At 52.8% G+C, this 25,572-nt stretch carries 28 protein-coding genes; 14 read left to right on the top strand and 14 right to left on the bottom strand.

The window, feature by feature from the left end; translation table 11 throughout:
- The first annotated feature begins 4 nt into the window (after nt 1–4).
- The 4 genes from FKN99_RS10505 to flgL all read left to right on the top strand — a co-directional run bounded on the left by FKN99_RS10505 (nt 5) and on the right by flgL (nt 5,445).
- Nucleotides 5–1,135, top strand: coding sequence for a flagellar basal body P-ring protein FlgI (locus FKN99_RS10505; RefSeq protein WP_172117783.1), 1,131 nt, complete (start codon nt 5–7; stop codon nt 1,133–1,135).
- The gene (gene flgJ, locus FKN99_RS10500) at nt 1,135–2,154 is read left to right on the top strand and encodes a flagellar assembly peptidoglycan hydrolase FlgJ (protein ID WP_172117782.1); all 1,020 of its coding nucleotides are present in this window, start codon (nt 1,135–1,137) and stop codon (nt 2,152–2,154) included. The genes FKN99_RS10505 and flgJ overlap by 1 nt, the downstream gene beginning before the upstream one ends.
- 62 nt (nt 2,155–2,216) lie before the next feature.
- Nucleotides 2,217–4,142 (top strand): flagellar hook-associated protein FlgK, encoded by a 1,926-nt coding sequence (gene flgK, locus FKN99_RS10495; RefSeq protein WP_172117781.1) that lies wholly within the window; start codon nt 2,217–2,219, stop codon nt 4,140–4,142.
- Between the two features lie 16 nt (nt 4,143–4,158).
- Entirely contained in the window at nt 4,159–5,445 is a 1,287-nt protein-coding gene (gene flgL, locus FKN99_RS10490; RefSeq protein WP_172117780.1) for a flagellar hook-associated protein FlgL, read from the top strand.
- 57 nt (nt 5,446–5,502) lie between these two features.
- Here the strand turns inward: flgL and fliR are convergent, their stop codons facing one another.
- The 13 genes from fliR to fliF form a co-directional block, all read right to left on the bottom strand.
- On the bottom strand, nt 5,503–6,294 hold the full coding sequence (gene fliR / locus FKN99_RS10485) for a flagellar biosynthetic protein FliR (protein ID WP_087109099.1): 792 nt from the start codon (nt 6,292–6,294) through the stop codon (nt 5,503–5,505).
- A 4-nt stretch (nt 6,295–6,298) separates the two neighbouring features.
- Complete coding sequence (fliQ, locus tag FKN99_RS10480; RefSeq protein WP_087109097.1) at nt 6,299–6,568, bottom strand: flagellar biosynthesis protein FliQ; 270 nt, start codon at nt 6,566–6,568, stop codon at nt 6,299–6,301.
- 27 nt (nt 6,569–6,595) lie between these two features.
- Complete coding sequence (fliP, locus tag FKN99_RS10475) at nt 6,596–7,363, bottom strand: flagellar type III secretion system pore protein FliP (RefSeq protein ID WP_140398986.1); 768 nt, start codon at nt 7,361–7,363, stop codon at nt 6,596–6,598.
- Between the two features lie 8 nt (nt 7,364–7,371).
- Nucleotides 7,372–7,809 carry a flagellar biosynthetic protein FliO gene (gene fliO, locus FKN99_RS10470; RefSeq protein ID WP_087109095.1) on the bottom strand — a complete coding sequence of 146 codons (438 nt, stop codon included), beginning with the start codon at nt 7,807–7,809 and terminating at the stop codon, nt 7,372–7,374.
- On the bottom strand, nt 7,806–8,393 hold the full coding sequence (gene fliN / locus FKN99_RS10465; protein ID WP_172117779.1) for a flagellar motor switch protein FliN: 588 nt from the start codon (nt 8,391–8,393) through the stop codon (nt 7,806–7,808). The genes fliO and fliN overlap by 4 nt, the downstream gene beginning before the upstream one ends.
- A complete protein-coding gene (gene fliM / locus FKN99_RS10460) occupies nt 8,390–9,445 on the bottom strand; it encodes a flagellar motor switch protein FliM (RefSeq protein ID WP_087109091.1) in 1,056 nt (351 codons plus the stop codon). Before fliM ends, fliN begins: the two co-directional genes overlap by 4 nt.
- 20 nt (nt 9,446–9,465) lie before the next feature.
- On the bottom strand, nt 9,466–9,942 hold the full coding sequence (fliL, locus tag FKN99_RS10455; RefSeq protein ID WP_087109089.1) for a flagellar basal body-associated protein FliL: 477 nt from the start codon (nt 9,940–9,942) through the stop codon (nt 9,466–9,468).
- 152 nt (nt 9,943–10,094) lie between these two features.
- Nucleotides 10,095–11,522: a flagellar hook-length control protein FliK gene (locus FKN99_RS10450; protein WP_172117778.1), complete on the bottom strand. Its 1,428-nt coding sequence runs from the start codon at nt 11,520–11,522 to the stop codon at nt 10,095–10,097.
- Nucleotides 11,523–11,541: 19 nt separating this feature from the next.
- Nucleotides 11,542–11,994 (bottom strand): flagellar export protein FliJ, encoded by a 453-nt coding sequence (fliJ, locus tag FKN99_RS10445; protein ID WP_087109085.1) that lies wholly within the window; start codon nt 11,992–11,994, stop codon nt 11,542–11,544.
- Complete coding sequence (gene fliI / locus FKN99_RS10440; RefSeq protein WP_172117777.1) at nt 11,991–13,385, bottom strand: flagellar protein export ATPase FliI; 1,395 nt, start codon at nt 13,383–13,385, stop codon at nt 11,991–11,993. The genes fliJ and fliI overlap by 4 nt, the downstream gene beginning before the upstream one ends.
- An 11-nt stretch (nt 13,386–13,396) precedes the next feature.
- Nucleotides 13,397–14,155, bottom strand: coding sequence for a flagellar assembly protein FliH (gene fliH, locus FKN99_RS10435; RefSeq protein ID WP_172117776.1), 759 nt, complete (start codon nt 14,153–14,155; stop codon nt 13,397–13,399).
- Nucleotides 14,148–15,155 carry a flagellar motor switch protein FliG gene (gene fliG / locus FKN99_RS10430; RefSeq protein ID WP_172117775.1) on the bottom strand — a complete coding sequence of 336 codons (1,008 nt, stop codon included), beginning with the start codon at nt 15,153–15,155 and terminating at the stop codon, nt 14,148–14,150. Before fliG ends, fliH begins: the two co-directional genes overlap by 8 nt.
- A complete protein-coding gene (gene fliF / locus FKN99_RS10425) occupies nt 15,148–16,914 on the bottom strand; it encodes a flagellar basal-body MS-ring/collar protein FliF (protein WP_172117774.1) in 1,767 nt (588 codons plus the stop codon). The genes fliG and fliF overlap by 8 nt, the downstream gene beginning before the upstream one ends.
- Nucleotides 16,915–17,169: 255 nt before the next feature.
- Here fliF and fliE point away from each other — a divergent pair, with 255 nt between their 5' ends.
- Nucleotides 17,170–17,499, top strand: coding sequence for a flagellar hook-basal body complex protein FliE (fliE, locus tag FKN99_RS10420; RefSeq protein WP_087109075.1), 330 nt, complete (start codon nt 17,170–17,172; stop codon nt 17,497–17,499).
- Nucleotides 17,500–17,587: 88 nt separating this feature from the next.
- Here the strand turns inward: fliE and FKN99_RS10415 are convergent, their stop codons facing one another.
- Nucleotides 17,588–17,974, bottom strand: coding sequence for a flagellar protein FlaG (locus tag FKN99_RS10415; RefSeq protein WP_172117773.1), 387 nt, complete (start codon nt 17,972–17,974; stop codon nt 17,588–17,590).
- A gap of 386 nt (nt 17,975–18,360) precedes the next feature.
- On the opposite strand from FKN99_RS10415, the gene FKN99_RS10410 reads away from it, so the two are divergent.
- The 9 genes from FKN99_RS10410 to motB all read left to right on the top strand — a co-directional run bounded on the left by FKN99_RS10410 (nt 18,361) and on the right by motB (nt 25,571).
- On the top strand, nt 18,361–20,049 hold the full coding sequence (locus FKN99_RS10410; RefSeq protein ID WP_172117772.1) for an HD domain-containing phosphohydrolase: 1,689 nt from the start codon (nt 18,361–18,363) through the stop codon (nt 20,047–20,049).
- Nucleotides 20,050–20,232: 183 nt separating this feature from the next.
- The gene (gene fliS, locus FKN99_RS10405) at nt 20,233–20,649 is read left to right on the top strand and encodes a flagellar export chaperone FliS (RefSeq protein ID WP_172117771.1); all 417 of its coding nucleotides are present in this window, start codon (nt 20,233–20,235) and stop codon (nt 20,647–20,649) included.
- A gap of 7 nt (nt 20,650–20,656) precedes the next feature.
- Nucleotides 20,657–21,061, top strand: a complete 405-nt coding sequence (gene fliT / locus FKN99_RS10400) for a flagellar protein FliT (protein ID WP_172117770.1) — start codon at nt 20,657–20,659, stop codon at nt 21,059–21,061.
- Nucleotides 21,058–22,326, top strand: a complete 1,269-nt coding sequence (locus FKN99_RS10395; protein WP_172117769.1) for a flagellar hook-length control protein FliK — start codon at nt 21,058–21,060, stop codon at nt 22,324–22,326. Before fliT ends, FKN99_RS10395 begins: the two co-directional genes overlap by 4 nt.
- Nucleotides 22,310–22,594 (top strand): EscU/YscU/HrcU family type III secretion system export apparatus switch protein, encoded by a 285-nt coding sequence (locus FKN99_RS10390; RefSeq protein WP_172117768.1) that lies wholly within the window; start codon nt 22,310–22,312, stop codon nt 22,592–22,594. Before FKN99_RS10395 ends, FKN99_RS10390 begins: the two co-directional genes overlap by 17 nt.
- A gap of 112 nt (nt 22,595–22,706) precedes the next feature.
- Nucleotides 22,707–23,036 (top strand): flagellar transcriptional regulator FlhD, encoded by a 330-nt coding sequence (flhD, locus tag FKN99_RS10385; protein ID WP_087109062.1) that lies wholly within the window; start codon nt 22,707–22,709, stop codon nt 23,034–23,036.
- Entirely contained in the window at nt 23,033–23,590 is a 558-nt protein-coding gene (gene flhC / locus FKN99_RS10380) for a flagellar transcriptional regulator FlhC (protein ID WP_172117767.1), read from the top strand. The genes flhD and flhC overlap by 4 nt, the downstream gene beginning before the upstream one ends.
- Nucleotides 23,591–23,781: 191 nt before the next feature.
- Nucleotides 23,782–24,651, top strand: coding sequence for a flagellar motor stator protein MotA (gene motA, locus FKN99_RS10375; protein WP_172117766.1), 870 nt, complete (start codon nt 23,782–23,784; stop codon nt 24,649–24,651).
- Nucleotides 24,648–25,571, top strand: a complete 924-nt coding sequence (gene motB, locus FKN99_RS10370) for a flagellar motor protein MotB (protein ID WP_172117765.1) — start codon at nt 24,648–24,650, stop codon at nt 25,569–25,571. Before motA ends, motB begins: the two co-directional genes overlap by 4 nt.
- Nucleotide 25,572 lies beyond the last annotated feature (1 nt).

Raw genomic sequence — 25,572 nt, 5'->3', positions numbered from 1 at the left:
CGTCATGCAGCTAAACGGTTTTCGATTAATTAAAGTGCGGCTGGCGCAACTGGGCGCTCTGCTACTGATGTGCCTACTTGCGTTACCCGTTTATGCCGAGCGCGTGATTGAGCTAGCCAGCTTTGCAGGCGTGCGCGATAACCAGTTGGTGGGGTATGGTTTGGTGGTCGGGCTGGATAACACGGGTGACCAAACAACCCAGGCCCCCTTTACCAGCCAAAGCCTCTCCAACATGCTGTCTCAGCTCGGCGTGACTATTCCACCAGGCACCAATATGCAGCTACGTAACGTTGCGGCGGTAATGGTGACCGCAGATCTACCGCCTTTTGCGCGACCAGGGCAGCGTGTGGATATTGTGGTTTCATCTATTGCCAACGCGCGTAGCCTACGCGGGGGGACGCTATTGATGACACCGTTAAAAGGTGCGGATGGCGATACCTACGCGATTGCTCAAGGCAATATGCTGGTAGGCGGTGCGGGTGCCCAGGCAGGCGGTAGCAGTGTACAGGTTAACCAGCAAGCAGCGGGCCGCATCCCCGGCGGCGCACTGGTTGAACGTGAAGTAGCACTTAACCTGGGCGGCAATGGCGGGATGCTGGAGCTGCAGTTAAATGAATCAGACTTCGGCACCGTGCAGCGTATGGTGACCGCGATTAATAACGAATTTGGCCAATCGGTTGCCTATGCCCGTAATGGGCGTGTCATTGCGCTGGATGGCCCTGTCGACGCTAACGCGCGGGTCAACTTCATGGCACGCGTAGAGAACGTTCAGATAACGCCCACTGAAGCGCCGGCCAGAGTGGTATTGAATTCGCGTACTGGTTCCGTGGTAATGAACAGTGCCGTGACGTTACGCCAGGCGGCGGTCGCCCACGGGAGCCTATCAATCACCATTGATAGAAACCTGGGCGTGAGCCAGCCTGGCCCCTTTAGTCAGGGCCAAACCGTCGTGGTGCCAAATACGGATATTGATATTGAGCAACAGGAAGCGTATCTACAAATCGTAGAGGGTGCCCAGCTTACCGACGTGGTGAATGCGCTGAATGCTTTAGGCGCAACGCCTCAGGATTTAATGACAATTCTTGAGGCGCTAAAAGCGTCTGGGTCGCTGCGTGCCGAGTTGGAGGTGATTTAATGAGCATCTCTAATGATATGACCGGCCAGTTTGCGTTAGACGTTCAGGGTTTTCAGCGATTGCAGCATACGGCACGCCTTGACCCGGAAGCGGGGGTACACTCCGCCGCTCAGCAGTTTGAAGCGCTCTTTGTACATATGATGATGAAGAGCATGCGTGACGCTATCCCCACTTCGGATTTGATGAGTAGCTCGACGACCGATACCTATCAGCAGATGCTGGACCAGCAGTGGTCACAGGTCATTGCATCCAAAGGAATAGGCTTGGCAGATGTGCTGGTCGAGCAGCTTCAGCGACAAGGAGTGGTAGGCGAAAAAAATGGTGCCGATCAAGAGCTGCAAGCGCTCATAGCAGGTATTCCACGCGGCACACCACGTGTATTGGATGGCGCCATACAACCCCAAGGGGAACGCTCTTCTAACTCCCAAGGGGGCGGTCGCTTCTTGTCAGAGCTGGATGCGATACGAAAGCGTACTAACGCTGGTGAGCAGGTATCGCTTGGCATGTCGGGTGCTAATAACAACGCGCCAGAGCATGTGCAGCGCTTTATCGATAAGTTGGCAGTGCCAGCGCAAGCTGCCAGTAAAGCAAGTGGTGTGCCCGCCGAATTGATATTAGCCCAGGCAGCCCTGGAAACCGGCTGGGGGCAGCATGAAATAGCCACACGTCAGGGCGGCAACAGCCATAACCTGTTTGGGATTAAAGCAGGCAGCCATTGGCAGGGTAAAACTACCGATATTGTGACGCACGAATACATTAACGGGCGCCGCACGCAGATCGTTGATACGTTCCGTGTCTATGATTCGTTTGAGCATTCGCTTACTGATTACGCCAACCTGATCGGCAAAAATTCGCGTTACGCAGCGGTGGTGCAGGCGCCCAATGCCGAACAAGCTGCGCATGCGTTGCAGCGTGGCGGCTATGCTACAGATCCGCGCTATGCCCAAAAGCTGATCGCCGTGATGAATACCATGGGGTCGCTGACCACAGAGAGCACTTACCTGGCGGATTCGCGCTAGGCGGGACTTAAGTTTTTTAGGGTGCTGCCGATACATAAGGTATCGGCCTAAGGATATCAACCATGAGCATGTTTTCTGTTGGCTTAAGCGGCCTTAATGCGGCCCAGAACGCCTTAAACACCGCTAGCAATAATATCAGTAATGTTTACACGCCAGGCTATAACCGTGAACTCACTCAGTTGGGTGAGGGAAACGTAGGCGGTGGTGTGAAAGTGAATGCCATTGAGCGGCAATTTAATACCTACGTCGCTAATCAGCTTAATAGCGCGAAAACACAATCGAGTGCGCTTGAGACCTATAACAATCAGGTCTCGCAAATCGATAACCTGCTGGCCGATCGAGCCGCTGGTTTGGCACCGTTGATGCAGGGTTTTTTCTCTTCGCTTGAAGACCTGGCAAGCTCACCCTCTGACCCAGCCGCGCGCCAAGGCGTGTTGGGAACCGCTAACACGCTCAGCGCGCAGTTTCGCTCCTTTGATGGCTATCTGCAGGATATGCAGAGCAATATCAATGGCCAAATCAAGGATGAAGTCACTCAAATTAATAACACGCTTGAGCAGATTGCAGGGCTGAACAAAGAGATTTCCTTGGCGCGTGCGCGTTCGGGCGATGCACCTAATAGCCTGCTTAACCAGCGCGACCACCTGGTTTCTGAGCTTAACGAACGAATGGATGTGCGCCTGAATATTCAGGACGGTAAAACCTATAACATTAGCCTTCCCAACGGCCAGCCGCTCGTGACGGGTACAGACTCCTTTAAACTCGAGGCTGTACAGGCTGACAACGACCCACAACGCACCATCGTTGGCTATCGCGATGGTAGTGGTAACGTTGTAAAGTTAAATGAGTCAACGATAAAAGGCGGTACGCTGGGCGGACTAATGGCGTTTCGTTCCGAGACGTTGGATAAAACGCAGAACCAGATTGGTCAGCTGGCTGTTTCGCTCTCGGTTGATTTTAACGATCAGCATAAAAAGGGTGTGGACCTGGATGGCGAATTGGGTGGGGACTTCTTTGAACTAAGTAAGCCTCTAGGGTACAGCTATAAAGGCAATGCCTCTGAAATAGCATCCGTTGAATTCGATACGGATAAAGATAAAATTGCTGAACTACGTGCTACAGACTACACCATCAGTTATCGCAATAATGCGTTTAGCGTGACGCGTAATGACAGCGGCGCAAAGGTGGACTTCACAGAGAATGGCGGCGTGCTATCGTTTGGTGGCGTCAATGTTGCCTTTGATAGTGCGCCTCAGAATGGCGATAAGTTTGAAATTCAGCCTGTTCGCCGCGCCGGCCAGGATATGAAGGTGGCGATTTCGGATGGGGATAAAATAGCCGCTGGTGATGCAGGCTTAGACGGTGAAGAAGGCAGTTCTCTTACTTCATTTAAACACTCGGGTGATTTAGCCGTAGACGACCTGAAGATGTCGCCAGGGGCGTTCTCTAACCATAAAGAGTATACGTTAACGCTGCAGTCAGATGGGAAGCTAGAGGTAGTCCCACAGGAGGCAGAGATCCGCGTTAATGGCCAACCGTATGGGGTGGATAGTGATCCTTTAAAAAGGGGCGACACGGTTGCAATTGATGGGATGAGTTTTACGCTTACCTCGGACCCTGCTGGCGGTGAAGAGGCGACATTAACGATTGCTCAAAACATTATCGCGGCTTCGGGTGATAACCGTAACGCATTGGCTTTGCAAAAGTTGCAGAGTGAAGCTGTGGTAGGAGGCTCAGCCTCCGTTAGTTCTGCCTACGCCTCCATTGTGAGTGATGTGGGTAACCGTGCCAATATTACCCAGGTTAACCTGGACGCGCGTCAAGGGCTAACCGATCAGCTGCGTGCGGTGCAGCAGTCTGAGTCTGGCGTCAACCTGGACGAAGAGGCTGCCAATTTGATTCGCTACCAGCAGTACTATATGGCCAATGCGCGTGTTATTGATACGGCAGGCTCGCTTATGGACACTATCTTGAACCTGCGCGGTTAATCCAGGAGTCTAGGCTATGCGTATTAGCAGCGTGACGATGTTTGAGCAAAGCACGGCGTCCATGAATCGCCAGCAGAGTGATTTCTTAAAGGTGAGTCAGCAACTCGCTAGTGGTCGTCGGGTAGTCAACCCTTCGGATGATCCGCAAGCGGCTTCACGTGCAGTGGGTGTTGATCAGTCGATCGCTATCACCGAGCAGTATAGAGATTCGCGCATCTCGGCTCGCAATTCAGTGGCACAAACAGAGAGCATTCTCAATAGCGTGAGCGATGCAGTCATTCGCGCAAAAGAGCTGCTCATCCAGGCATCCAGCGATACGCTGAGCGATGTGGATCGAGAGTCGGTCGCTAGTGAATTAAAAGGGGTATACGAAACGCTTATTGGTCAGGCGAATGCGACCGATGGCAATGGGCGTTATTTATTTGGCGGTTACAAGGATAATGCGCCTCCGTTTGCCAAAAATGCGGCAGGTGGCGTTGAATATAACGGCGATGCGAATAGCCGCCAGCAGCAGGTTGATGCCTCTCGGTTAATGCCTGTCACTGAAAATGGTAAAACCATTTTCCAAAGTGTGCCAAGCAGTGCCAGTTATGTGGCGAAAGCTTCGCCGGGAAATGAGGGCAATGTGACCTTTTCGGGTCCTAATGTTAACGATGTCACCCATGATGATTATGGGCAGGGATTTACCATTAAATTCAACGTCGATCCTGGTATCGAACCTGATAGCGATGATTCCACTTATACGGTCATCGGATCTGAGGGTGAGGCGATTACTCCTGACGGCGAAACGGGAACTGGTCCTTTTGATTATACGGGCGATGGACAACAGCTATCGTTTGGCGGCATCAGCATTACTCTTAAAGGGGATCCGGCAGACGGCGACGAAATTTCGATGGCCCGTCCAGGAACTCCGGAACAGCCCGCAGATCTCTTTAAGACCCTGGAAGCGGCGATTGGCGTGCTTGAAAATCCCGCACAAATGGATACTGAAAATCCCGCACAAACGGATACTGAAAAAGCGGCTATGCGTAACACCTTAAATAGCTCGATGCGGGAACTGGATAACGCATTGGATAACGTGCTGACCGTGCGTGCCTCTGCAGGCGCACGTCTTAATGAGTTGGACGTTATTGATGCGGTGGGCAGTAACCGCATGATGAACTATACGCAAACGCTGTCGGATCTAGTAGATCTGGATTATGTGGAGGCTATTTCCGAGTATAGCCTGCGCCAAGTGGGCATGCAGGCCGCGCAGAAGACGTTTGTCGATGTGAAGGGGTTATCACTGTTTAACTATATGTAAAAACAGATAAGAGCATGATATTAGCCCTGTCACGGTTATTTACCGTAACAGGGCTTTTTAGTTTAAAGGAGCCATCGCCTCTATCAGATTTTGCATCATTCCCAGCCCTTGGCTAAAGAGGGCCTGTAGAAAACGGTCAATACGCGTCATTAAGACCATCAAGAGCGTTAGCCCGACGGTGAGTGAGGTGGGAAAGCCAATATTGAACACGGTGAGCTGTGGGGCAGAGCGATTAAGAATACCGAGACATAGGTTGATAATCAGTAACGCGCCCACAACGGGTAGTGCTAGCAGCATACCTGCGGCGAAAATAGTGCCTGCGTAGCGGGCCAGAAGATCGAAGGCCCCCGGGTTCAAACCGGCTATCCCGATGGGCAGTGTCTCAAAACTCATGATCAGCGTTTCAAGTACCATTAGGTGGCCGTTAAATGCTAAAAACATGAGCAATGTGATCATATATAAAATGCGTGATAGCACCATAATGTTGGTGCCACTAGAAGCATCAAAGAACGTGGCAAACGCGAGCCCCATTTGTAAGCCAATATACTCACCTGCCGCCTGAACAACCGCAAATATAATATGCATGACCAGCCCTATGGCTAGTCCGATCACTATTTGCTCTACCATGATCCCTATGCCTGCCCAGGACATAATGGCGACGTTCGGCATGGCTGGGAGAATCGGTGCAATCACAATGGTCACTAACGCGGCGATTCCCACTTTTGCCTGGTTAGGGATGCTGGAATGTCCCCACAGCGGGGAAACGGCCATAAATGCTGTAATGCGCGCAAAGGGCCATAAAAAGGCTATCAACCAGCCTTGCAACTGAGCAAAGGTGATTTCCACCATGGCACTACATCACCATGTTGGGAATGTTAGTAAACAGTCGTGTCGTAAAATCCGTAATCAAGCTAATCAACCACGGGCCCGCCAAAACCAGAACGGCAAACACCGCCAGGATTTTAGGGATAAAGGTGAGCGTCATTTCGTTAATTTGCGTGGCCGCTTGAAAAAGGCTAACAAGTAAACCGGTAAAAAGCGCCGCCAGCAGTATGGGGCCTGCTAGAAATAGTGTGACGCGCATGCCTTGATACGCCATGCTCATTACCACCTCAGGGGTCATGCTTGCTCCTTGCCGCTGGCGCGGCACCTAGGTAACGTAAAAGCTTTGGGCGAGTGAGCCAACGATTAACTGCCAACCGTCAACCAGTATAAAAAGCATTAATTTGAACGGTAATGAAATTGTCACGGGCGGCACCATCATCATTCCCAACGCCATTAACGTGCTGGCGACCACCAGGTCGATAATCAAAAAGGGAATGAAAATAGTAAAACCGATTTGAAAGGCAGTTTTAAGCTCGCTGGTGACAAAGGCAGGCAATAACACGCGCATGGGGAGCTCTTCAGGACCTTGCAAAGGTCCTACGTCTGCCAAGCGGACGAATAGGGCTAAATCAGGCTCCCGCGTTTGGGCAAGCATAAACTCACGAAACGGTAGCTGGGCACGCAGCAAAAACTCTTCAAAATTAATCGTCTCGTTCGATAGAGGCTGCCAGGCTGTGTCATACACCTGAGAAAGAACGGGTGACATGATAAAAAAGGTTAGGAACAGCGCGATACCCAGCAGCACCTGGTTGGGTGGTGTTGCCTGCGTGCCCATCGCGGTTCGCAGCAGGCTCAGCACAATAATGATCCGTGTAAAGCTGGTCATCATCAGTAGCATCGCTGGCAGGAACGCCAGCGAGCTTAAAAGCAGCAGTGTTTGAAGCGATAGCGACCACTGCTGACCGCCATCCTCAAGCGGTTGAGAGATAATGCCTGGCAATTGTTGTGCATGCACGGGGTTAGTCAACATACAAAGTGCGACAGCAACGCCAAACAGCAGCCAAAGCTGCCAGTAGGACCTAACGGAGTGCATCCTATGCCTCATGGTGTTTGATGTGGGTCGGTATCGGAGCCTTTACGCCGACGCTTTGCCAGCGCCTGAGAAAGCCGTTGTGCAAAAGGCGGCGAATCAGAACGAGGGGAAGGAGCAGGTCTGTCGTCAGGTGCCGGGCGCTCATGCAGCTTGGTGACTCGGCCATTGCCTACTCCAAGAACCAGCCAAGTGTCTTCAATTTCGACGACGACGACGCGCTCGCGGTTGCCGACCGCCGTGCTCGTAATGACGCGTAGGTGGGCCCCCAGTTGCGGGCGAGCATTCTGCCAGCGCTTTAAGAGCGCTGTGCAGAGTAGAATCATGGCTATAACCAATGCCAAGGCAGCGGCGGTTTTACCGAACATGGCCATGCCGATAAACGCATCACCGCTGCTGCCTAGCGCATCGATAGTTCCATCTTGCAATGGAGAGGTGTCAGCACTCATCGGTTAAGCTTGTGAATGCGCTCAGAGGGTGTGATGATTTCGGTAATACGAATACCGTATTTGTCTTCGATAACAACGACTTCACCCTGCGCGATCAAGTAGCCGTTAATGAGAATATCCATCGGCTCGCCTGCCAAGCCTTCGAGCTCAATCACTGACCCTTGGGCAAGCTCAAGCAGTTGCTTGATCGTAAGCTTCGTCCGGCCAAGTTCCACGGTCAGTTTTACCGGGATATCCATGACCATTTCAAGGTCGCGCGACTGCTTGCTTTCGTCAGCGGGGCTTAGAGGCCTAAATATTTCATCGCTGGCGGGTTTCGCGGCTGAAGTGTCTGGCGCGGCATCCTCAGGGGGTGGGGCCTCCTCCTCGGCGGCTTCTTGTTCAGCCATTGCGGCTGCCCAAGGATCTTCCTCGCTGGCCGTATCGGCAGTGTTTGTCGTCTCCTCTTGTTCAGCCATTGCTGCTGCCCAAGGATCTTCCTCGCTAGCCGTATCGGCAGCGTTTGGCGTCTCTTCTTGCTCAGACATGGCGTCCGCCCAATCGTCATCGGAGACATTTTGATCGGGTTTATTAGGATCAGTCATGCTTTGGATTCCTTGGCTTGCTGTCGCTTCGAACCTTTAATAAAGTCCAGTGACGATACGTTATTCATAGCGGCATGGTCGATCATATGGAGAACGCGCAGCGCATGCTGCTGGCGCTGGCTACCATACTCGCACTCCATGACCGGGACTCCATCAACACGAGCGGTAATCGTATCGGGAATATCCAGCGGCAATACATCGCCTTTCTTTAGCCCCATTACCTGTGCAATACGGCTAGGTATTTGAGCAAACTCTGCCACCAGCTCTACTTCTGATTGGCGTATCTCGCTGGCCATGCGTCGGGACCAGGTGCCGTCATGGTCCTGATTACTGTCGTTAATAGGATTGGCGAGCAGATCCCGCAGAGGCTCAATCATGGCGTAGGGCATGCAAATCTGGAAATTACTTGAGAGATTGCCCACTTCAATATTGAACTTGGTGTTGACGACAATTTCGTTCGGTGAATTGGTGATATTAGCAAACTTGGCCTGGACTTCAGAGCGCACAAAATTAACGTCGACCGGATACACGACCTTCCATGCTTCCTGGTAGGCATCAATTGCCAAGTTCAGAAGACGGTAAATAATACGCTGTTCTGTATTGGTAAATTCACGGCCGTCTGATTTGGTAACAAAACGGCCATCGCCACCAAACAGGTTGTCTACCACCATAAAAACAAGGTTAGGTGGGAAAACCACCAATGCCGAGCCACGCAGTGGCTTCATTGCTACCAGGTTTAAGTTGGTAGGTACCGGCACGTTACGCGAAAACTCGCTAAAGCTTTGGTAACGGACGGATTCCACCGTGATGTCAGCGCTACGCCGAATCAAGTTAAACAAGCCATTTCGGAAATAGCGGGCAAATCGCTCATTAATAAAGTCGAATGCATGTAAGCGCTCACGGATGACCCTATGTTGTGTTGAAGGGTCATAAGGGCGAATGCGCGTCTCGCTAGCTGGCTGCGAAGAGGAGGGCGATGGTTCTTCATCACCACTGACGCCTTTTAGTAAGGCGTCAATTTCTTCCTGGGACAGTAGATCGTCCTGCGACATGAACGGCTCCAGTGCCCGGGTTATTGCACAATAAATTCAGTAAACAGCACTTCGCGTAGATCAAGCGGCGGCTGATTTTCCGTCAGGGGTACGCCAAGGCGACTGATAATCGCTTGTGCTAGCTGCTCCTTACCTTCTGTGGAGGTAAGTTCACTGGCTTGCTTGCCTGAGAGTAAAATCAGCAGACGGCTACGCACTTGAGGCATGTGCTCTTCGATAATCGCTTTGCTCTCTTCATTGCCAACACGCAGCGTAATTCCTGTATACAAGAGGCGAGAACCATAGCGATCATCTGCAAGGTTGACCGTAAAAGGATCAATTCGCGTAAATACAGGCGTTTCACGCTCTGCTGGTAGCTGTGATTCGCCATCAGCACTCTGTTCATTACGCTGGTCAAGCACCATATAAATGGCTGCTGCTGCCCCTGCTGAGGAAAGGAGCACCAGAACAATCATTATCCAGAGCAGTTTTTTGGATCCGCCACTTTTTTCAGCCATTAGTCGTTCCGTTCCCATAATCGCCACACACCACTGATTACGCATTATGCCTAATATGGCGGGCGGTGATGAAATGAACAGGCTCGCTTGGCGAGCCTATCTTTTGGTTTTGCGCACTTGGGCGCGTGAGTCGCTACTCGTACAACGAATATTTAAGCGTAAAGATCAACCCGCCCATCAAGGGGGCGTGAAACATTCTCCGCAACGGGCGCTAGCGTGTCCTGATCACTGTCCGTTACGCTACTGCCCACCTGCGCACCAGCGTTATTGCCTTTTTCAGCAAAGGCCTGTTCATTGGAATTATGCTGCTCGCCAACGGAGGTTTCGCCTAACGAAATCCCCTGCTCTGCTAGTGCTTCACGGAGCTGAGGAATCGCTTGTTCAACTACTTGGCGAACCTGCATGTGCGACGATAAGAAGTGTGCTTGTGTCCCTTGCTCACTGACTTTCAAGGTAATTGACAGTGGCCCAAGCTCAGCAGGATGTAGTTGCATCTTAATCTGTTGCTCGCCTCCGCGCTGAGCGAACTGAACCAACTGCTGGCCAAGCTGTGAAGACCAGGCAGGACTGCTGACTGGTGTTCCCAGCGAAGCGTGTGAAGTTGGCATCGACGAGGACGCTGCTACAGAGGCATTGCCGGCGGAGGCTGAGTTCGGGAGCCCAGCGGCGGCTGGTTGGCCACCACGTAAAAGCGGTTCAAGCTCGTCTGGCGTTGCCAGCGGCGCTGAAGGCGTCAATGGGCCAATTTTTGTCAAAACATCTTGGCTGTTGGCAACGGTTGGTTGGCCGTTAGCGGTGTCCAGCTTTGTCGCAATAGCGTTGGTTGTAGAAAGAGTGCTTGAGGCATCGTGACGATAGGCGCCACTGCTCAACGGTTGGCTCTGCGGCCCTTTGTGAGTGGCTAATGCCCCAGCACTGCTTTGTGTCGTAGCGGTAAGCATGACACTTAACGCGCTAGCAAGCTGACCCGCTTCCTCTTCGCTAAGATACGAGAGTAATTCAATGGCGTTGTCTGAGTGCTCTAACGCCATACCCGGCTGGGGGGCTATGCCGAGTGCACTGAGCAATTCAGCGGTCTGCTCTTGGCTCAGGTCGAGCTGTTGGAGCAGTGTCTCAAGCTCAGGCGCTACCCCTTGAAGCGCTTCAGCCGGCTCGGCTGGTTCTGCAAAGGAAGCAAGCAGGTTCATGCGGGCAGCAATTTCATCAAGAAACGTTAATGGCTCGCTGTTGGACGGATCAATCGCTAGCTCTGGCGTTAACATATCGCTCGTTGCGACCTCATCAAGAGGCGTTAATGACTCGCTGTTTAATGGATCAACCGGCTGCTGTGACGCTAACGTGTCGCTTGTTGCGAGTGATAACCTGGCCTGTAATGAGGCAAGCTGCTCTTGAGACTCTACTGGCGTTTGGCTGTCTACTTCCGTAGCACGTAATGGCGCATTAGTTGATGGCAAATTAGCTGCTTGAGATAACGCTTGGCGAAAAAGATCCGGCGTGTTTACAGACGCGGAGAGAGGCGAGCTGGCCATTGAGGCAGAACCCTGATTCTGTGCACCTGACAGCAATAGCTGTATGTTCATTTATCGTTCCTCAGTGCCACTAATGCGGTTTTTCATTGTGCTGGCGAGCCAAGCGGCTGGTCACCAAGTCATCATTGGTTTTTTGCTCATGGCGTTCAAGACGACGGTGCTCTTCTGATAGCCGGCGGGTGGCCAGTGTATCGTAGGAAGAGAGCTTGCGCTGCTCTTGTTGCCAGTGCTGTTGACTCTGCTGAACGCGCTGCTGTTGAGCGATTAATGCTTGGCGAGCACGACTTAACGCAGCGTCAAGTGAGGCCAGAAACTGCTGATAGTTGTACATGGTAGCGGGGTCAATACCTTCACGCATGGCCTTTTGCAGACGCTCGGCATACTCCGTGCGATACTGGCTAAGCGACTGCAACTGAGCGGCCGTCTGCTGCTCGGTTTGTCGCTCATGTGCAAGCAATTGACCTGCCTGGTCGCGAGCATCCTTGGCTAAACCCGTTAACATTTCTAGCTGTGAATGGCTCATGTTCGACCTCCCACTACGGTATGCAGTGCCTGGCGTGAATCCTCAAGCGTTGCACACTCGCTAATGTTTTGTTGAAGAAAGCGCTCAAGCGCGGGAAAAAGATTCACCGCTTCGTCAAGCCTTGCGTCGTGGCCTGGGCTATAAGCACCGACGCTAATCAAATCACGATTACGCTGATAGCGAGAAAACATTTGCTTAAAAGCGCGGGCTTCCTGTAGTTGTTCCGGTGCGGCAATTGCCGTCATCGCACGGCTAATGGAGGCTTCGATATCAATAGCCGGGTAGTGGCCCGCTTCGGCAAGGCTGCGAGATAGCACAATATGGCCATCCAGAATTGCCCGAGCAGAGTCGGCAATCGGGTCCTGCTGATCATCACCTTCGGTAAGCACGGTATAAAATGCGGTAATGGATCCGCCGCCGCGCTCAGCATTGCCTGCCCGTTCAACAAGGCCGGGTAGCTTGGCGAATACGGAGGGTGGATACCCTTTGGTCGCCGGTGGTTCACCAATGGCGAGGGCGATTTCACGCTGGGCCATGGCATAACGAGTTAACGAATCCATAATCAGCAACACATTGCGCCCAGCATCGCGAAACCCTTCGGCCAGCCGTGTCGCATAAGCGGCCCCTTGGAGGCGCTGCAGCGGCGAGGTGTCGGCTGGCGCAGCGACGACTACAGAACGACGTCGGCCCTCCGGCCCTAGAATGTGATCAATAAAGTCTTGTACTTCTCGACCACGTTCACCAATTAAGCCCACCACGATAACATCGGCTTGGGTGTAGCGAGCCATCATGCCCAGTAGCACCGATTTACCGACACCGGAGCCTGCAAACAGGCCCATTCGCTGGCCTCTGCCGACACTTAAAAGCGCGTTGATGGCACGAATGCCAACATCAATCTGATCTTCAATCGGCGCACGGGATAGCGGATTCAGTGGCGCCGAGCTAAGCGTTGCATGGGTTACGTCCTCAACGCTTTCACGATCATCCAAAGGATTGCCGTTTCCGTCTAAAACGCGGCCCAATAATTCATCTCCGATGGGGAAGCGGCGCGCGCTGTGCCCGCTTCCATCGCCAAGTGGGGAGACTCTGGCGCCAGGCATCAGCCCGGAAATTTCTTCCAGCGGCATAAGGAAGAGTTTGTCGCCCGCAAAGCCGACCACTTCGGCTTCTGCATGTTTATCGCTGTCCGTAAGGCGCCCATCAGGGCCAGGAAGCTCTATACGGCAGGCACTGCCCACGGCTACGCGCAGCCCAACGACTTCAATCACCATGCCGGTCGCGCGTGTTACGCGACCGCTACTGCGCTGGCGCGGTAAGTGGCTTATCCGCTGCGTGGTGCGGCGTATTGCTTTATGCCAGCGGTGTTGATGAGGACATGTTGAGTCAGACATGCGCGGTCCGCCTATGAAGACGTAGTATTGGGTGAATGACGCTTACGGGCCTGGGACTGGATCGCCTGCCAGCGGCTTTCAAAAGTGGCATCTAATTCACCCTGAGCGCTGGTGACTCGACAACCACCTCGCGCCAGCTGGTCGTCAGGCTGTAATTTCCAGTTGGCGGCGCTAAGCTCATTACCTAGATGAGTTTCTACCAGGGTATGGTCTTCAGGATTTAGCCACAGACGCTGCTGCCCAACCAGCGGTGGCTCCGTATGTAGAAGCGCACGCACAATATTCAGAATTTGTTCGGGTGTTTCTTGCAGGGCTTCGCCAGCCAACTGCTTGCCTGTCGCCAATGACAGCGCCACAAGATCATGGGCGATAGTTTCATCAATACGCTCCAGGGCATCTGTAAACTGTTTAGCTAGCGCATGCAAAGGCGTAACCGCTTGATGAATCTGTTCTTGAAGCTCTTCTTTTGCCTGGGCGCGGCCCTCTTCCAGACCTTTTGCTAACCCTTCTTCATGACCCTGTTGTAACCCGGCCTGGTAGCCCGCCTTTTCAGCCTCCTGGCGAAGACGTTCATAACGTTCCTCGCGCTCCTGCTGTTCGCGCTGATGTGCCTGTTCGGCCGCTTTTTGTGCAGCCAGCACTTTGCGCTGGTGCGCAGACGGCGCCGCAGGCACGTGGTTGCTTTCTTGATGTAGCGGGGCAAGCTCCTCCATTTGCCAGCGTTGCCAGCTGCGATGGCGGTCAAACTCAGGAGACGACGAATTAGACATATTCGTCGTCTCCTCCGGCCAGCACGATCTCACCTGAATCTGCTAAGCGGCGCACCACTTGTAGAATGGCTTTTTGCTCCGCTTCAACTTGTGAGACACGAATTGGCCCGCGTGCTTCCATATCTTCGCGAACGAGCTCTGAGGCGCGCTGGGACATGTTGCGCAAGAACTTGTCGACCAATGCATCCTGTGCACCTTTGAGCGCCACCACCAGCGAATTGGTTTCGACTTCCTGAAGCACCATTTGAATAGCGCGGTTGTCCAGGTCGAGTAGATTTTCGAACAAGAACATTTCGTCGATAATCTTTTGGGCAAGGTCTTCGTTGTGCGCGCGAACGGTTTCGATGGCTGTCTCTTCCTGAGAAGAGTTCATCAGGTTGAGGATTTCGGCTGCGGTTCTCACGCCGCCCATCTTGCTGCGCTTAAGGTTCTGACCATCCAGCATGCTGGTGAGCACTTCGGTGAGTTCCTGCAGTGCGGCGGGCTGAACACCGCTAAACGTGGCGATCCGCAAGACGACATCGTTACGCAGTTTTTCTTCAAAGTGCTCAAGAATATCTGCCGCTTGATGGCGGTCAAGGTGAACCAGAACCGTCGCGATAATCTGCGGATGCTCATCGCGGATCAGCTCTGCAACCATGGTGGCTTCCATCAGGTTGAGCGCATCAATACCTGAGTTGCCGCCGGTTGTCTCCATGATATCTTCAATCAGGCTGGTCGCGCGTTCGCTACCCAATGCCTTGGTGAGCACAGAACGGATATGTTCGCTGGAATTAAGATTGAGCGCGACAAACTCTTCTGTCTCTTTGTGGAACGCTTCAAGTACGGCCTTCATATCCTCATGGGATACTTGATTTAGGCGCGCCATTTCCATACTGATATCTTGTACTTCGCTGGCGCTTAGGTACTTGAACACCTCTGCCGCGCTGTCTTCATCAAGAGCGAGCAGAAGAATGGCGCTTTTGCGAGCGCCGCTCATGTCGGCTAGTCCGCTACTCATTGGCATTCATCCAGCTGCGAATAATCATGGCGATCATGCGTGGGTCATCCTGTGCCATGTCACGCAGGTCATTAAGATTGTGTTCGTATAGCGACGTTTTGCGGTTTCGCTTGGGCTTATTGCTATAGGTGTTGCCTTCCTCATCAGGCGCTTCACCCTCAGCCTCGTCTTCCACATCGCCACCCACGCTGGTCGCAAGCGTTTGTCCTGGAAGGACCGGTGCCACCGCGGGTGTTTGTGTATAACGCTTGATCAAGGGACGTAAAATAAGTAGATAAAGCAATAAGGCAGCAAGCGCGACAAGCAGATAGCGCCCCAGGGTGCTGGCAATCGCGAGTGTGCCGGGGTCTTTCCACCAATCGGTTTCAGCCGCATCCTCGCGGGTATCGGCAAAGGGCGAATTCACCACTTCAATTTGATCCCCTCGCACTTCAGAGAAGCCCATTGCCTGGCGTACCAAGCGCTCGATTTGGGCAATCTCAATGTCCGTTAGCGCGACGCGCTCAAGTTCACCTTCGGCATTAACGGTGTCGCGGTAATTAACTACGACGGCCGCAGAAAGCCGCTGAATTTGCCCAAGTCGATGCTGTACATGTTCAACCCTACGGTCGACTTCATAATTGACCACATCTTCCTGACGCAGACTACGCAGTGCTTCAGGCGGAACGTCATCAGCTTCTTCCTCGTCACCCTCTGCACCTTCTGGCTGGTTAATGGGAGAAGGGGCCGTGCCGGGCGGCGTATTGCTGAGTGCCCCAGGAATGCCGCTTGCCAAGGGGTCGTCACCGTCAAAGGAGAGGCTCAACTGGCGGCTGCGTACGGCCGCTTCATTGGGCGGCTGGTTCGGGCCATAGCGCTCAGAGGTTTGTTCTCGGCTTGAGAAGTCGATTTGTGCGGCGACCTGAGCGCGCACATTGGCTTGGCCCAGGATAGGCGTAAGAATATGCTCGATGCGCTGCTGATAAGAGCGCTCTACTTCCGCGATATACTCAAGCTGGGAGCCGTCAAGATCATTACCTTTCGAGGAATTGGCTGACAGAAGGCGGCCATTTTGATCAACAACAGTGACATCCTCTGCGGCCAGCTCGGGAACACTGCTGGATACCATATGGATAATGGCGCTTACCTGCCCCTCGCCCAGCACGCGGCCGGGTAGCAGCGTCAATATGACGGAGGCCTTGGCCGGTTCGCGGTCACGAATAAACACGGATGGCTTGGCCAGCGAAAGGTGAGCGCGAGCACGCTCAACAGGCCCTAGCGACTCAATTGAGCGGGCCAGCTCACCCTCCAGGCCGCGCTGGTAATTAACCTGTTCAGCAAACTGACTAATACCAAACGCCTGGGTATCCATTAACTCAAGGCCGAGGTTGCCGCCCCGAGGCAACCCTTGCTCGGCAAGCTGCAACCTCAGTGTATATATCTGATCACTTGGTACCAGCAGTGCTTGGCCGCCTTGGCTAAACTGATAGGGCACGGAGCGGCTATCAAGCTCTGCAATAATTTGGCCACCATCTGCCTCGGTAAGATTGCTGTATAACACGCGGTACTCGGGGCTGCTTGCCCACATGAACAGTGCGGCGACAAGAGCAATAGAGGCTGCTCCTGCAATTAGCAGCACTACCAGCGGGTTACCACGTAACTGTTTTAACAGGCGCTCAACCGTAGGACTGCTTTTTACATCGCTGCCTGTTGGACCATTACGGAGAGTGCTTTGTGTCGTGCTGTTTTGACGGCCTGCCGTTGCACCGGTTTCACTCATGCATCCCTCCAAAGGGGTAAGCAAAACAGATGCCGGCCCAGGCGCATCACCAAAGAAGGCATAGGCTATATCCGTCAATCGCGGTTATCCGCCTGGAGGAAAAGGCGGAATTGTGATGGGCGCCATTATCCCGAGGTGTGTCGAGCATAAATGAACGAAAAGCTTGGCTTTTAGTGCGTAATTGTACGTATGAGCGCAGCGACAGCAGTGTTAGGCTTTGCCCATTACTTTATTTAAAGCTGATGAGGCTTATGTATGAGTACGCCGGCAATACAAGCAGCGCTTCAACAAATGCAAGGGCTCGCGACGCAAGCGGCAGCGCAACCGTTAAAAGGTGAGCATGTCTCGACGGCTGTAGGGCAGGGCGGTTTTGGTAGCGAGCTACAGGCATCAATTCAGCGTATTAATCGTCTTCAAAAAGCGGCTGATGCAAAAGCCATGGCGTTTCAGGCGGGAGAGCCGAACGTTGAGCTGAACGACGTTATGGTGGATATGCAAAAAGCGAGCGTTGCCTTCCAGATGGGGCTCCAGGTGCGTAACCGTGTGGTGACTGCGTATCGCGATGTAATGAATATGCAAGTGTAGTGGCTTGAAGCTTCCTTCAAACAAGGCGCCAGAAATAAGTAAGTGTTGCGTTAGCTGGCGCTTGTTTGAAGAAAGCTTTGCCGAGTCTTTATACCTCTAGTGAAATAAGGCGTCCTTGCATTTCTTCCAGGCGCTCAGCAATGGCCAGCACTTCTTCTGAAGGGATTTGGCGAATGACATCCCCAGACTCCCGGTCAATAACGCGTGTCACAATACGTGATGACTCATCGCTAACATCGAACTCTATTCCATGCGCTTGCATCGCCGCGTTAATACGCTGGATGGGTTCAATCAGCTCGCCTTTTGTTACGGCGGTAGTTCCTGAGCCAGTTCCTGAGACAGCTCCTGAGCCAGTTTGAGCGCCGCTATTGTCTGTCATTGACAGCTGGGCAAGCGTGCTGTCCAGGCGTTGTTGCGGCGTTAGGCGGGGTGTGGCTGATAGTGTTGTTATGGTATCCGTTAGCGGTGATGTCATGACAGCCGTTCCTCGTAAAGATAAGGGCTAAGTATTAGTGATTCAGTAGTAACAACCCATGGATAAGTCGGTTTGGATAAAGCATCAACCCTGCCTCTATAGCTGAGCCTCCTTACTATTGTCGGCTGATACGCCACAAACTTTATATAACGAAATCGTTCTGTATGTGATCCGGCTTAACAGTGCCGGTGTCAGTGAGCTGTCATGTCTGGCTTTTATAAGGGTGCCTTAAGATGACTGGCCCTTTGCAGTATCTGCGCTAACCAGAGCGCGTCTGCTATGCTTTGCCGTTTTGAAGTGGTATTTAAAACAGCTCTTTGAACAGGCTCTTGGGGTGTTTTTGAAAAAGTAGCCTTTGATTAACGTGTTGGAAAAGTGAGGCGAGCATGCTAGCGCAGCGAGACGATTACGAAACGATTGCCAATGCGGCGGCGATTGAGTTGCTACTAAATACAATGATTGAAAGTGGTGGTGTGTCTCTTTGTATGGCTTCGTCTGACGCAACCCCTGAGCCTGTTGTTCTTATGGAGCAGCACGTTGGCCAGACACTCGTCATGGATCTGTCGTCTGTTGATTTTCTGCTTGGGCGCCTGGAGAAGGGCGAAAAATTCTACCTGCGCGGTCAGACGCAGGGGAAATTAATCCGTACCCCTCTTTTGTCATTGACTGAGGCGCGCCGTTCTGGGGGGCGTTTTTTATGTTGCAGTGACTACCCGGCGGCGCTTGATGTCCTACAGAGGCGCGAATCCTTTCGCGCCGAACTGCGTATGGGGATGATAGTAACGGCCTCTATTGTTGGAGCGCTGGGTGAAGAGGTGATAGGTGAGCTACGCGATCTTTCCCAAGAGGGGTGTCAGTTAGAGCTGCCGATGGCAGCGAGTGGTGTACTGCCGGAAACGGATAGCCCTCTAAAGCTAATGCTAAATTTTCCTGACGGCACCTATTTTGAGGGGCAGGGTGTTGCTCGCCACCAAAAGGTTGATCCTGAAAAGCACCTGCTGCGCATCGGGTTTCAGTTTTCTGGCTTTACGGCAGAGCAAGAGCGCCAGATTTGGTACTTCGTGTGTGAGATAGAGCGCCAAGCTGCTCGCTATGAAATGGATAGTCCGGATGACCGACAGTCATCACCGCTGTTTGAGCGGCCTCGCCAACGTATGAGCAGCGAGCGTGTTGGTCGGCGAGATATCAAGCATTATGCGACGCCCATGGCGCGGCGGCTTGTGAAAGTGGCTGCCTATCTGGATGCCCAAATTCTGCTGTTACAGCAGGGTAGCGATATTGATGCGCGACGCTTATCGCGTAACGCTGATCGTGTACTTCTGCTTCACGAGGAGGATCGAGAGTCTTTGTTGTTTGCCTCGCGTTGCCTGTCACTTGAGCCCTTGCTGGTACGTCATGGTATTGCGGTGGCGGTGCACCTGCTTGATCTAGTCGGCGCTAATATGCCCCGCGAGGCGCGTAAAGCCATTGTGGCTAGCGGTTTGATTCATGACTTGGGCAAGGCGCTGGTGCCGCAGGTTGTGTTTAGGGTGCCTGGTTTTGAAGCACCCCATCGGCAGGCAATGAGTGAGCATGTGTCCTTACTGATGGGCCGCCTTCAGCACTGTCAATGGCTTTCGACCAGCGTTGTTCAGGCGGTAATTGGTGGCATTAATGAGCGCCTGGATGGCAGTGGTTATCCAGAGGGCGTGAGCGGGAGCGATATCAATGAACTGGCCAAGGCCAGTGCGGTGGTTGATGTTGTAGAGGCAATGCGCCGAGACCGAGCTGATCGTCCGGCTAAAACTACGCAGCAAATTTATCGACACTTGTTACAGCATTCGCATCAGTTTGATTTGCGCTGGGTAAAGCGCTATATCGAGCATTTCACAACATTGCCGATCGGCTCTTTGGTCCGCTTTTCGAGTGAGCAGTTAGCTTGGGTGTTGCGGCTGGATGCCGATGGCATGCTCGTCGAGGTGGTATTAACTCAGCAGGCCGTTCCTCCCATGCGCGATACGCTTGGGAATACGGTGCGTAGTGATGTGCAGGAGCGGCTCGGTAAGCCAACGCAGGAAGTGGCTATTTCGACGTGACATGGCTTGATCACGTATTCTTTTTTGTTGCAAAGAAAGTTGGCCGCGCCATTAAAGTCAGGCGCCATTGCGCCGATATCATTTTATAGATGAGCATGGTGTGCTCGTGTTAAATGAGAAAAGACGGGCGGCGGTTACCGTGTTGTCTGACCAGTAACCGGTATCAATTAGGAGTTCAAGCTAGTGACATACTCTCGCGGCAGTGCTGCCTACGGAAGAGGTGCTAACGCTTATGCGCGCGTTGGTGTCGAAAGTGGCGTGATGTCAGCTGATCCGCATAGGCTTATTGTCTTGTTGTTTGAGGGGGCGCAAACATCTATTCGTGCTGCACGTATCCACATGCAAAGCGGCAACACGAGTGAGAAAGGCAAAGCAATATCCAAAGCGTTGGATATTATCAATAACGGCCTTAGCGCCGCCCTTGACCAAGAAAAAGGTGGCGATATTGCTGAGCGATTGGCGTCACTTTATGACTACATCGCTCGCTTATTACTCACCGCCAATTTACGAAATGACGAGGAAAGCTTAAATCAAGCAGAGCAACTGCTTGAAAATATTGCCTCTGCATGGCGTGAAATTGGACAACAGCAAAGCGTATGAGGCCCTCATGGCAGCTTCCATAAATGCCCACGATCACGCACCGCACGTACTGTTAGATGCGTATGAGGGGCTGCTGGTTCATGTTACTCAAATGCATGAGCTGGCCAGCGCCGAGCAGTGGGCAGAACTGATTGAGCAGCGCACCCATTATGTCTTGCTGGTCGAGGAAGTGCGCAAGCTCGATAGCGTGGCGGTGCTGGATGATCCCGCCAGGCAGCGTAAGGCAGAGTTACTTGAGCGCATTTTAGAATATGACGTGGAAATTCGGCGCCGTTTGATGGCAAGGCGAGATGAGTTAGGCAAGCTGATTAGTGTTTCTCAGCGTCAGCGAGACCTTCATCGTGCCTACGCACCCCAGCAGGGCGCTTCTTTTAGTGCCTTGGGTGCTGACGATGGAGAAGTGACCAAGTGAGTGGTATCATACCGCTGATTGATACGCTTATGCATCAAGTGCTGGGTCGGCAGGGGGAGGTGTCGTTAAAGCATGCGTTGAGCGAACCTGTTAAGCCAATTCCTCCTGGTGAGGGGCCGCGCGCGCTACAGGGCGATTCACGCCTTGATGGGCGTATTGAACCGGCATTGCTGAATGATTTAAGGCGCGCGCCGGGGTCACTTAACGGTGACAGGCTGTTGGCGCGAGGTGATACGCAGGGTACGCCGCCGGGGTCAACACAGACCCATTTTAGTCCAGCAGCACGCAGTATTGCGGATGTGTTACTGCGCTTCCCTGCGCCACCTGCCGTCATTCGGCCACCCGCGCCCTTGTTGGCTGCGCAAGAGACGCCAGCGGCGACGGTTGTCGCGGAACGTTTGGAGTCCAGCATACGCGATAGCGGGCTGTTTTATGAGTCCCATTTAAAGCGTTGGTTTCAAGGCGATATGGCACGTCAGCAACTGCTACGAGAGCCGCAAATGCAGCCCGGTCCTCGCCCGCTCGTTGCGCTACAGCCTGGTACATCACTGCAGCCAAGTGCACCGCTGCAGCTCCATACGCCGTTACAGCCAGCCGAGCCGCTATCGCCTAATGTACCGTTTTTATTAAAGGCGTCTTTTTCCGAGTCGCCTTTAACCAAAGCAATAGTGCCCGGCAGCGCTTTGCAGTATGTATCCAACGATCAGACTGCCGCCACGCGTGCAGCCCCAATGCCGAATACAGCAGCTTTTACGCCAAGTGCGCCGCCAAGTATGGAGGATAATGCCAGGCTGACGCGCGATGCCATGGCCTATGAGCGCGGCACGGAAGCTCTCAGCAGTCGTGGGCACCGTGAAGTCGTCCATGAAAGTTTGCAAAGTATCGTACGTCAGCAGTTAGATATGCTGGTCATGCCTGTGGTTCGTTGGGAGGGTGACGTTTGGGCAGGCATTTTTATGGCGCTCGTGATCCATCTGCCTGCTCAAGAAAAAGAGGGGGACGGTGAGGGTGATAATAAGGAGGAGGATGGGTGGCGCTCTGAGATGCAGCTGGATGTGCCTAATTTGGGAGCCTTTAGCGTCTCATTGTGGTTTTATCGAGCGGTGTTAAGTATTGATTTAACAACGGCCGATAAAGCCACGTATCAGTACCTGGAGCAAGGCATTTCTGCTTTAGAACAACGTTTGAATGCACTGGATTTGGACAAAGTGCAGGTGCGTGTGCGGTATATGCCGCTGGAGAGTAGTGATGCCCATGCCGAATGAGCGTAGTCGCCAGGCGGTTGCGCTTGCTTACCAGGAAAACGAACGCGCACCACGTGTTGTCGCAAAGGGGTACGGCGAGCTTGCCGAGCGCATTATGGCGGAAGCCCGCCGGCAAGGGATTTATGTGCATGATGCACCTGAGATCGTGGCACTTTTAATGCAGCTGGATTTAGACGCAGAGATACCTCCGCGCCTCTATCAAGTAGTGGCAGAGCTGCTGGTGTGGGTATTTGAGCTGTCAGACGAGGGCCTAAAACGCCATGATTGAGCCAAGTAGCCAATATATAGATAGTGTGCAACCATGGCGAAGGGGCAGAAAAGTCATCAAGGCGTCCGCATAACGGTTACAAGATAGCGCCTGTGTCATTTGATGGAACACTATGAGTCACACCAACTATCTCGATGAAATTGAAGAAATTAATTTAGCCTATTTGCTTCTCGCGCAGCGCCTGTTAAGTGAAGACCGCGAAACAGCACTATTTCGTTTAAAAATAGATAATGACGTTGCTGAACTGCTGTCTTCGCTGAGTGCTCGCCAATTGACGAAATTGGCGCGTACTAACCAGCTGATATGTCGATTCAGTCAGCCGAGTGCTCAGCGGCTACGTCAGATCACTGAGAATCCGCGCGATCAGGGGCTCGCTGGTCTACACGCTTCGCTACTGTTAGCTGGCGATACATTTGAGTCATTATCAGGAGATAAGGGGTGACCCAGAAAAGCCTGGTGGATGAAATGCACCAAGTGCAGCTGGCAATTGAGCTGATTGAGCTAGGCGCACGCTTGCAGGTGCTGGAAACGGAAACCGAATTAAGCCGTACGCGACTGATCAAGCTTTATAAAGAAGTCTGTGGGATGTCGCCGCCCAAGGGCATGCTGCCGTTTTCGACCGACTGGTTTATTACCTGGCTGCCCAATGTTCATTCATCGCTTTTTTACAATATCTACGCCAGCCTGCTGCGAGACACCTGCTGCGAGAGAATCGAAGCGTTTGTAAAAGCCTATCGACTTTACAGCGAGCAGATGATGTTGGAGGGCGCCGAGCCCGTATTGGGTTTGACGCGTGCCTGGACGTTAGTGCGCTTTTTTGAAAGTGACCTGCTTGAGTTTAGCCGTTGCACCCGCTGTGGCGGGCAGTTTGTGGCTCATGCCCATAGCCCGGCCCACGACTATATTTGTGGTATTTGTCAGCCGCCATCGCGGGCAGGTAAAACCCGTAAGGCGCAGCAAGCCAAGGAAGATAGCCTCGGCATCAGTGAAGGGTAAAAGAATTATCAAATGCGCCTTTAACGAATAGATAGCGTTAAAAGGCGGCGTTACTTTTTAATTAGACTGTACATTAGCCCTGGTATGATAAAGCTAATTTGTACCTGAGCCGGAACGCCACTCAACCGTCTGAACAGATGGCTAAGTTTTGGTTCCCTACTTAATACTGAAACACCGCAAGGACCCTGCTTGTGCTGATACTTTTAGGCTATGTAGTCGTTTTGTTATGTGTATTTGGTGGCTATGTACTGGCAGGTGGCAGTCTAGGCCCTCTGTACCAACCACTTGAGCTAGTCATTATCGGCGGTGCTGGTGTTGGCTCATTTATCGCCGCCAATAACATCAAAGCGATTAAAGCCACCTTCAAGCTACTGCCCAGGCTCAGGGGAGCAAAAAAATATAACAAAGCATTTTACATGGAAGTGATGGCAATGCAGTACAAGCTATTGTCAAAAATCCGCCGTGAAGGAATGCTGGGCATAGAGCGAGATATTGACAACCCTCAAGAAAGTCCCCTTTTTCAAGAACATCCTGCTGTATTAGCTGATCCGCATGTCATGACGTTCTTGACGGACTACCTGCGCTTGATGGTGAGTGGCGGCATGGAGCCTATGGAAATTGATGAGCTGATGCTGCACGAAATCGAAGTATTTGAACAAGAGGCTCATGTCCCCGTCGATGCGATTGCAAAAGTGGGCGATGCCATGCCCGCCTTCGGCATCGTGGCGGCAGTAATGGGGGTCATCAAGGCATTGACCTATGCGGATGCCACGGCGCAACAGATGGGTGAAATGATTGCCCACGCGCTGGTGGGAACCTTCCTGGGTATTTTGTTGGGTTACGGCTTTATTAACCCCATTGCCAGCTTCGCCGGTCGGCAAGCCCAGGAAGCAGAAAAGATGATGCAATGCATTCGGATAACATTATTGGCAAGTTTGCACGGCTACGCACCTCAGCTGGCCGTTGAGTTTGGCCGTAAAGCGCTGTATACCGCCGAGCGTCCAACTTTTTTCGAGCTTGAAGAGTATGTGAAAAATGCCAGGAAGGGCGGTACTGCATGAGTAAGGGCGGTGAAAAGCGCCCGATTATTATCCGGCGTAAAAAGGTGGTGCATGCGCATCACGGCGGCGCCTGGAAAATTGCTCTAGCGGATTTCATGACCGCGCTGATGGCGCTGTTCCTGGTAATGTGGATTTTAAGTGTCTCCAGTGAAGAAACGCGGCGCGGCGTGGCGGAATATTTCAGTACGCCACTGGTGACGGCAATCACCGGTGGTGATCAATCAGGCAGTACCAGGGTTATCCCTGGTGGTGGCCCGGACCCGACACACAGTGATGGTGAAAGGGCGCGCATCGATACCATGCAGCAGACCCGGCCAAGCATGCAGGAGCGACGTTTCTTCACCGATCTACAGGAGCGCATCGAACGCGCCATTGAGGCAGACCCCGAACTGCGTCAGCTACGCAGGCAAATGCGCTTTGATTTAACCCGTGAAGGGCTTCGTATCCAACTGCTGGATACCGAGCAACGCCCAATGTTTGAGTTGGGCAGTGATCAGGTGGCCCCGTATATGCGCAATTTACTGCGTACGATTGCGCCGTTACTTAACGAATTGCCTAACGATCTTAGTATTAGTGGACATACCGATAACGTGCCCTATGCCGGAGGATTTCGGGGCTATAGCAACTGGGAACTCTCTAATGATCGTGCCAATGCCTCGCGCCGCGAGCTGGTGACCGGAGGGCTTGATCCTGATCAACTGCTGCGCGTATCAGGCTTTGCTAACCGTGTCGTGTTACCCGATACGGATCCTCGGGATCCGGTTAATCGCCGTATTGAGCTTGTCGTCTTGCTACCCGAAATCGCAGAGGCGATTCGCAACCCGGGAACGATGAGTTCCGATGCCACGCTGCCTGCTTCTGCGGATGACCTGGTCGAAGACTTAACGCAAGAGCCCCTGCCGACAAATGTGTCGGATTAGC

Source organism: Halomonas hibernica (assembly GCF_013183775.1).
In the GTDB taxonomy this organism is placed as follows: Bacteria; Pseudomonadota; Gammaproteobacteria; order Pseudomonadales; family Halomonadaceae; genus Vreelandella; species Vreelandella citrativorans.
This window is presented reverse-complemented; position numbering and strand designations above follow the sequence as displayed.

What these genes read in the sequence shown, in the direction of transcription:
- FKN99_RS10505 (WP_172117783.1), top strand. Translation starts at nt 5, where the DNA reads ATGCAGCTAAACGGTTTTCGATTAATTAAAGTGCGGCTGGCGCAACTG.
- flgJ (WP_172117782.1), top strand. Translation starts at nt 1,135, where the DNA reads ATGAGCATCTCTAATGATATGACCGGCCAGTTTGCGTTAGACGTTCAG.
- flgK (WP_172117781.1), top strand. Translation starts at nt 2,217, where the DNA reads ATGAGCATGTTTTCTGTTGGCTTAAGCGGCCTTAATGCGGCCCAGAAC.
- flgL (WP_172117780.1), top strand. Translation starts at nt 4,159, where the DNA reads ATGCGTATTAGCAGCGTGACGATGTTTGAGCAAAGCACGGCGTCCATG.
- fliR (WP_087109099.1), bottom strand. Translation starts at nt 6,294, where the DNA reads ATGGTGGAAATCACCTTTGCTCAGTTGCAAGGCTGGTTGATAGCCTTT.
- fliQ (WP_087109097.1), bottom strand. Translation starts at nt 6,568, where the DNA reads ATGACCCCTGAGGTGGTAATGAGCATGGCGTATCAAGGCATGCGCGTC.
- fliP (WP_140398986.1), bottom strand. Translation starts at nt 7,363, where the DNA reads ATGCACTCCGTTAGGTCCTACTGGCAGCTTTGGCTGCTGTTTGGCGTT.
- fliO (WP_087109095.1), bottom strand. Translation starts at nt 7,809, where the DNA reads ATGAGTGCTGACACCTCTCCATTGCAAGATGGAACTATCGATGCGCTA.
- fliN (WP_172117779.1), bottom strand. Translation starts at nt 8,393, where the DNA reads ATGACTGATCCTAATAAACCCGATCAAAATGTCTCCGATGACGATTGG.
- fliM (WP_087109091.1), bottom strand. Translation starts at nt 9,445, where the DNA reads ATGTCGCAGGACGATCTACTGTCCCAGGAAGAAATTGACGCCTTACTA.
- fliL (WP_087109089.1), bottom strand. Translation starts at nt 9,942, where the DNA reads ATGGCTGAAAAAAGTGGCGGATCCAAAAAACTGCTCTGGATAATGATT.
- FKN99_RS10450 (WP_172117778.1), bottom strand. Translation starts at nt 11,522, where the DNA reads ATGAACATACAGCTATTGCTGTCAGGTGCACAGAATCAGGGTTCTGCC.
- fliJ (WP_087109085.1), bottom strand. Translation starts at nt 11,994, where the DNA reads ATGAGCCATTCACAGCTAGAAATGTTAACGGGTTTAGCCAAGGATGCT.
- fliI (WP_172117777.1), bottom strand. Translation starts at nt 13,385, where the DNA reads ATGTCTGACTCAACATGTCCTCATCAACACCGCTGGCATAAAGCAATA.
- fliH (WP_172117776.1), bottom strand. Translation starts at nt 14,155, where the DNA reads ATGTCTAATTCGTCGTCTCCTGAGTTTGACCGCCATCGCAGCTGGCAA.
- fliG (WP_172117775.1), bottom strand. Translation starts at nt 15,155, where the DNA reads ATGAGTAGCGGACTAGCCGACATGAGCGGCGCTCGCAAAAGCGCCATT.
- fliF (WP_172117774.1), bottom strand. Translation starts at nt 16,914, where the DNA reads ATGAGTGAAACCGGTGCAACGGCAGGCCGTCAAAACAGCACGACACAA.
- fliE (WP_087109075.1), top strand. Translation starts at nt 17,170, where the DNA reads ATGAGTACGCCGGCAATACAAGCAGCGCTTCAACAAATGCAAGGGCTC.
- FKN99_RS10415 (WP_172117773.1), bottom strand. Translation starts at nt 17,974, where the DNA reads ATGACATCACCGCTAACGGATACCATAACAACACTATCAGCCACACCC.
- FKN99_RS10410 (WP_172117772.1), top strand. Translation starts at nt 18,361, where the DNA reads ATGCTAGCGCAGCGAGACGATTACGAAACGATTGCCAATGCGGCGGCG.
- fliT (WP_172117770.1), top strand. Translation starts at nt 20,657, where the DNA reads ATGGCAGCTTCCATAAATGCCCACGATCACGCACCGCACGTACTGTTA.
- FKN99_RS10390 (WP_172117768.1), top strand. Translation starts at nt 22,310, where the DNA reads ATGCCCATGCCGAATGAGCGTAGTCGCCAGGCGGTTGCGCTTGCTTAC.
- flhD (WP_087109062.1), top strand. Translation starts at nt 22,707, where the DNA reads ATGAGTCACACCAACTATCTCGATGAAATTGAAGAAATTAATTTAGCC.
- motB (WP_172117765.1), top strand. Translation starts at nt 24,648, where the DNA reads ATGAGTAAGGGCGGTGAAAAGCGCCCGATTATTATCCGGCGTAAAAAG.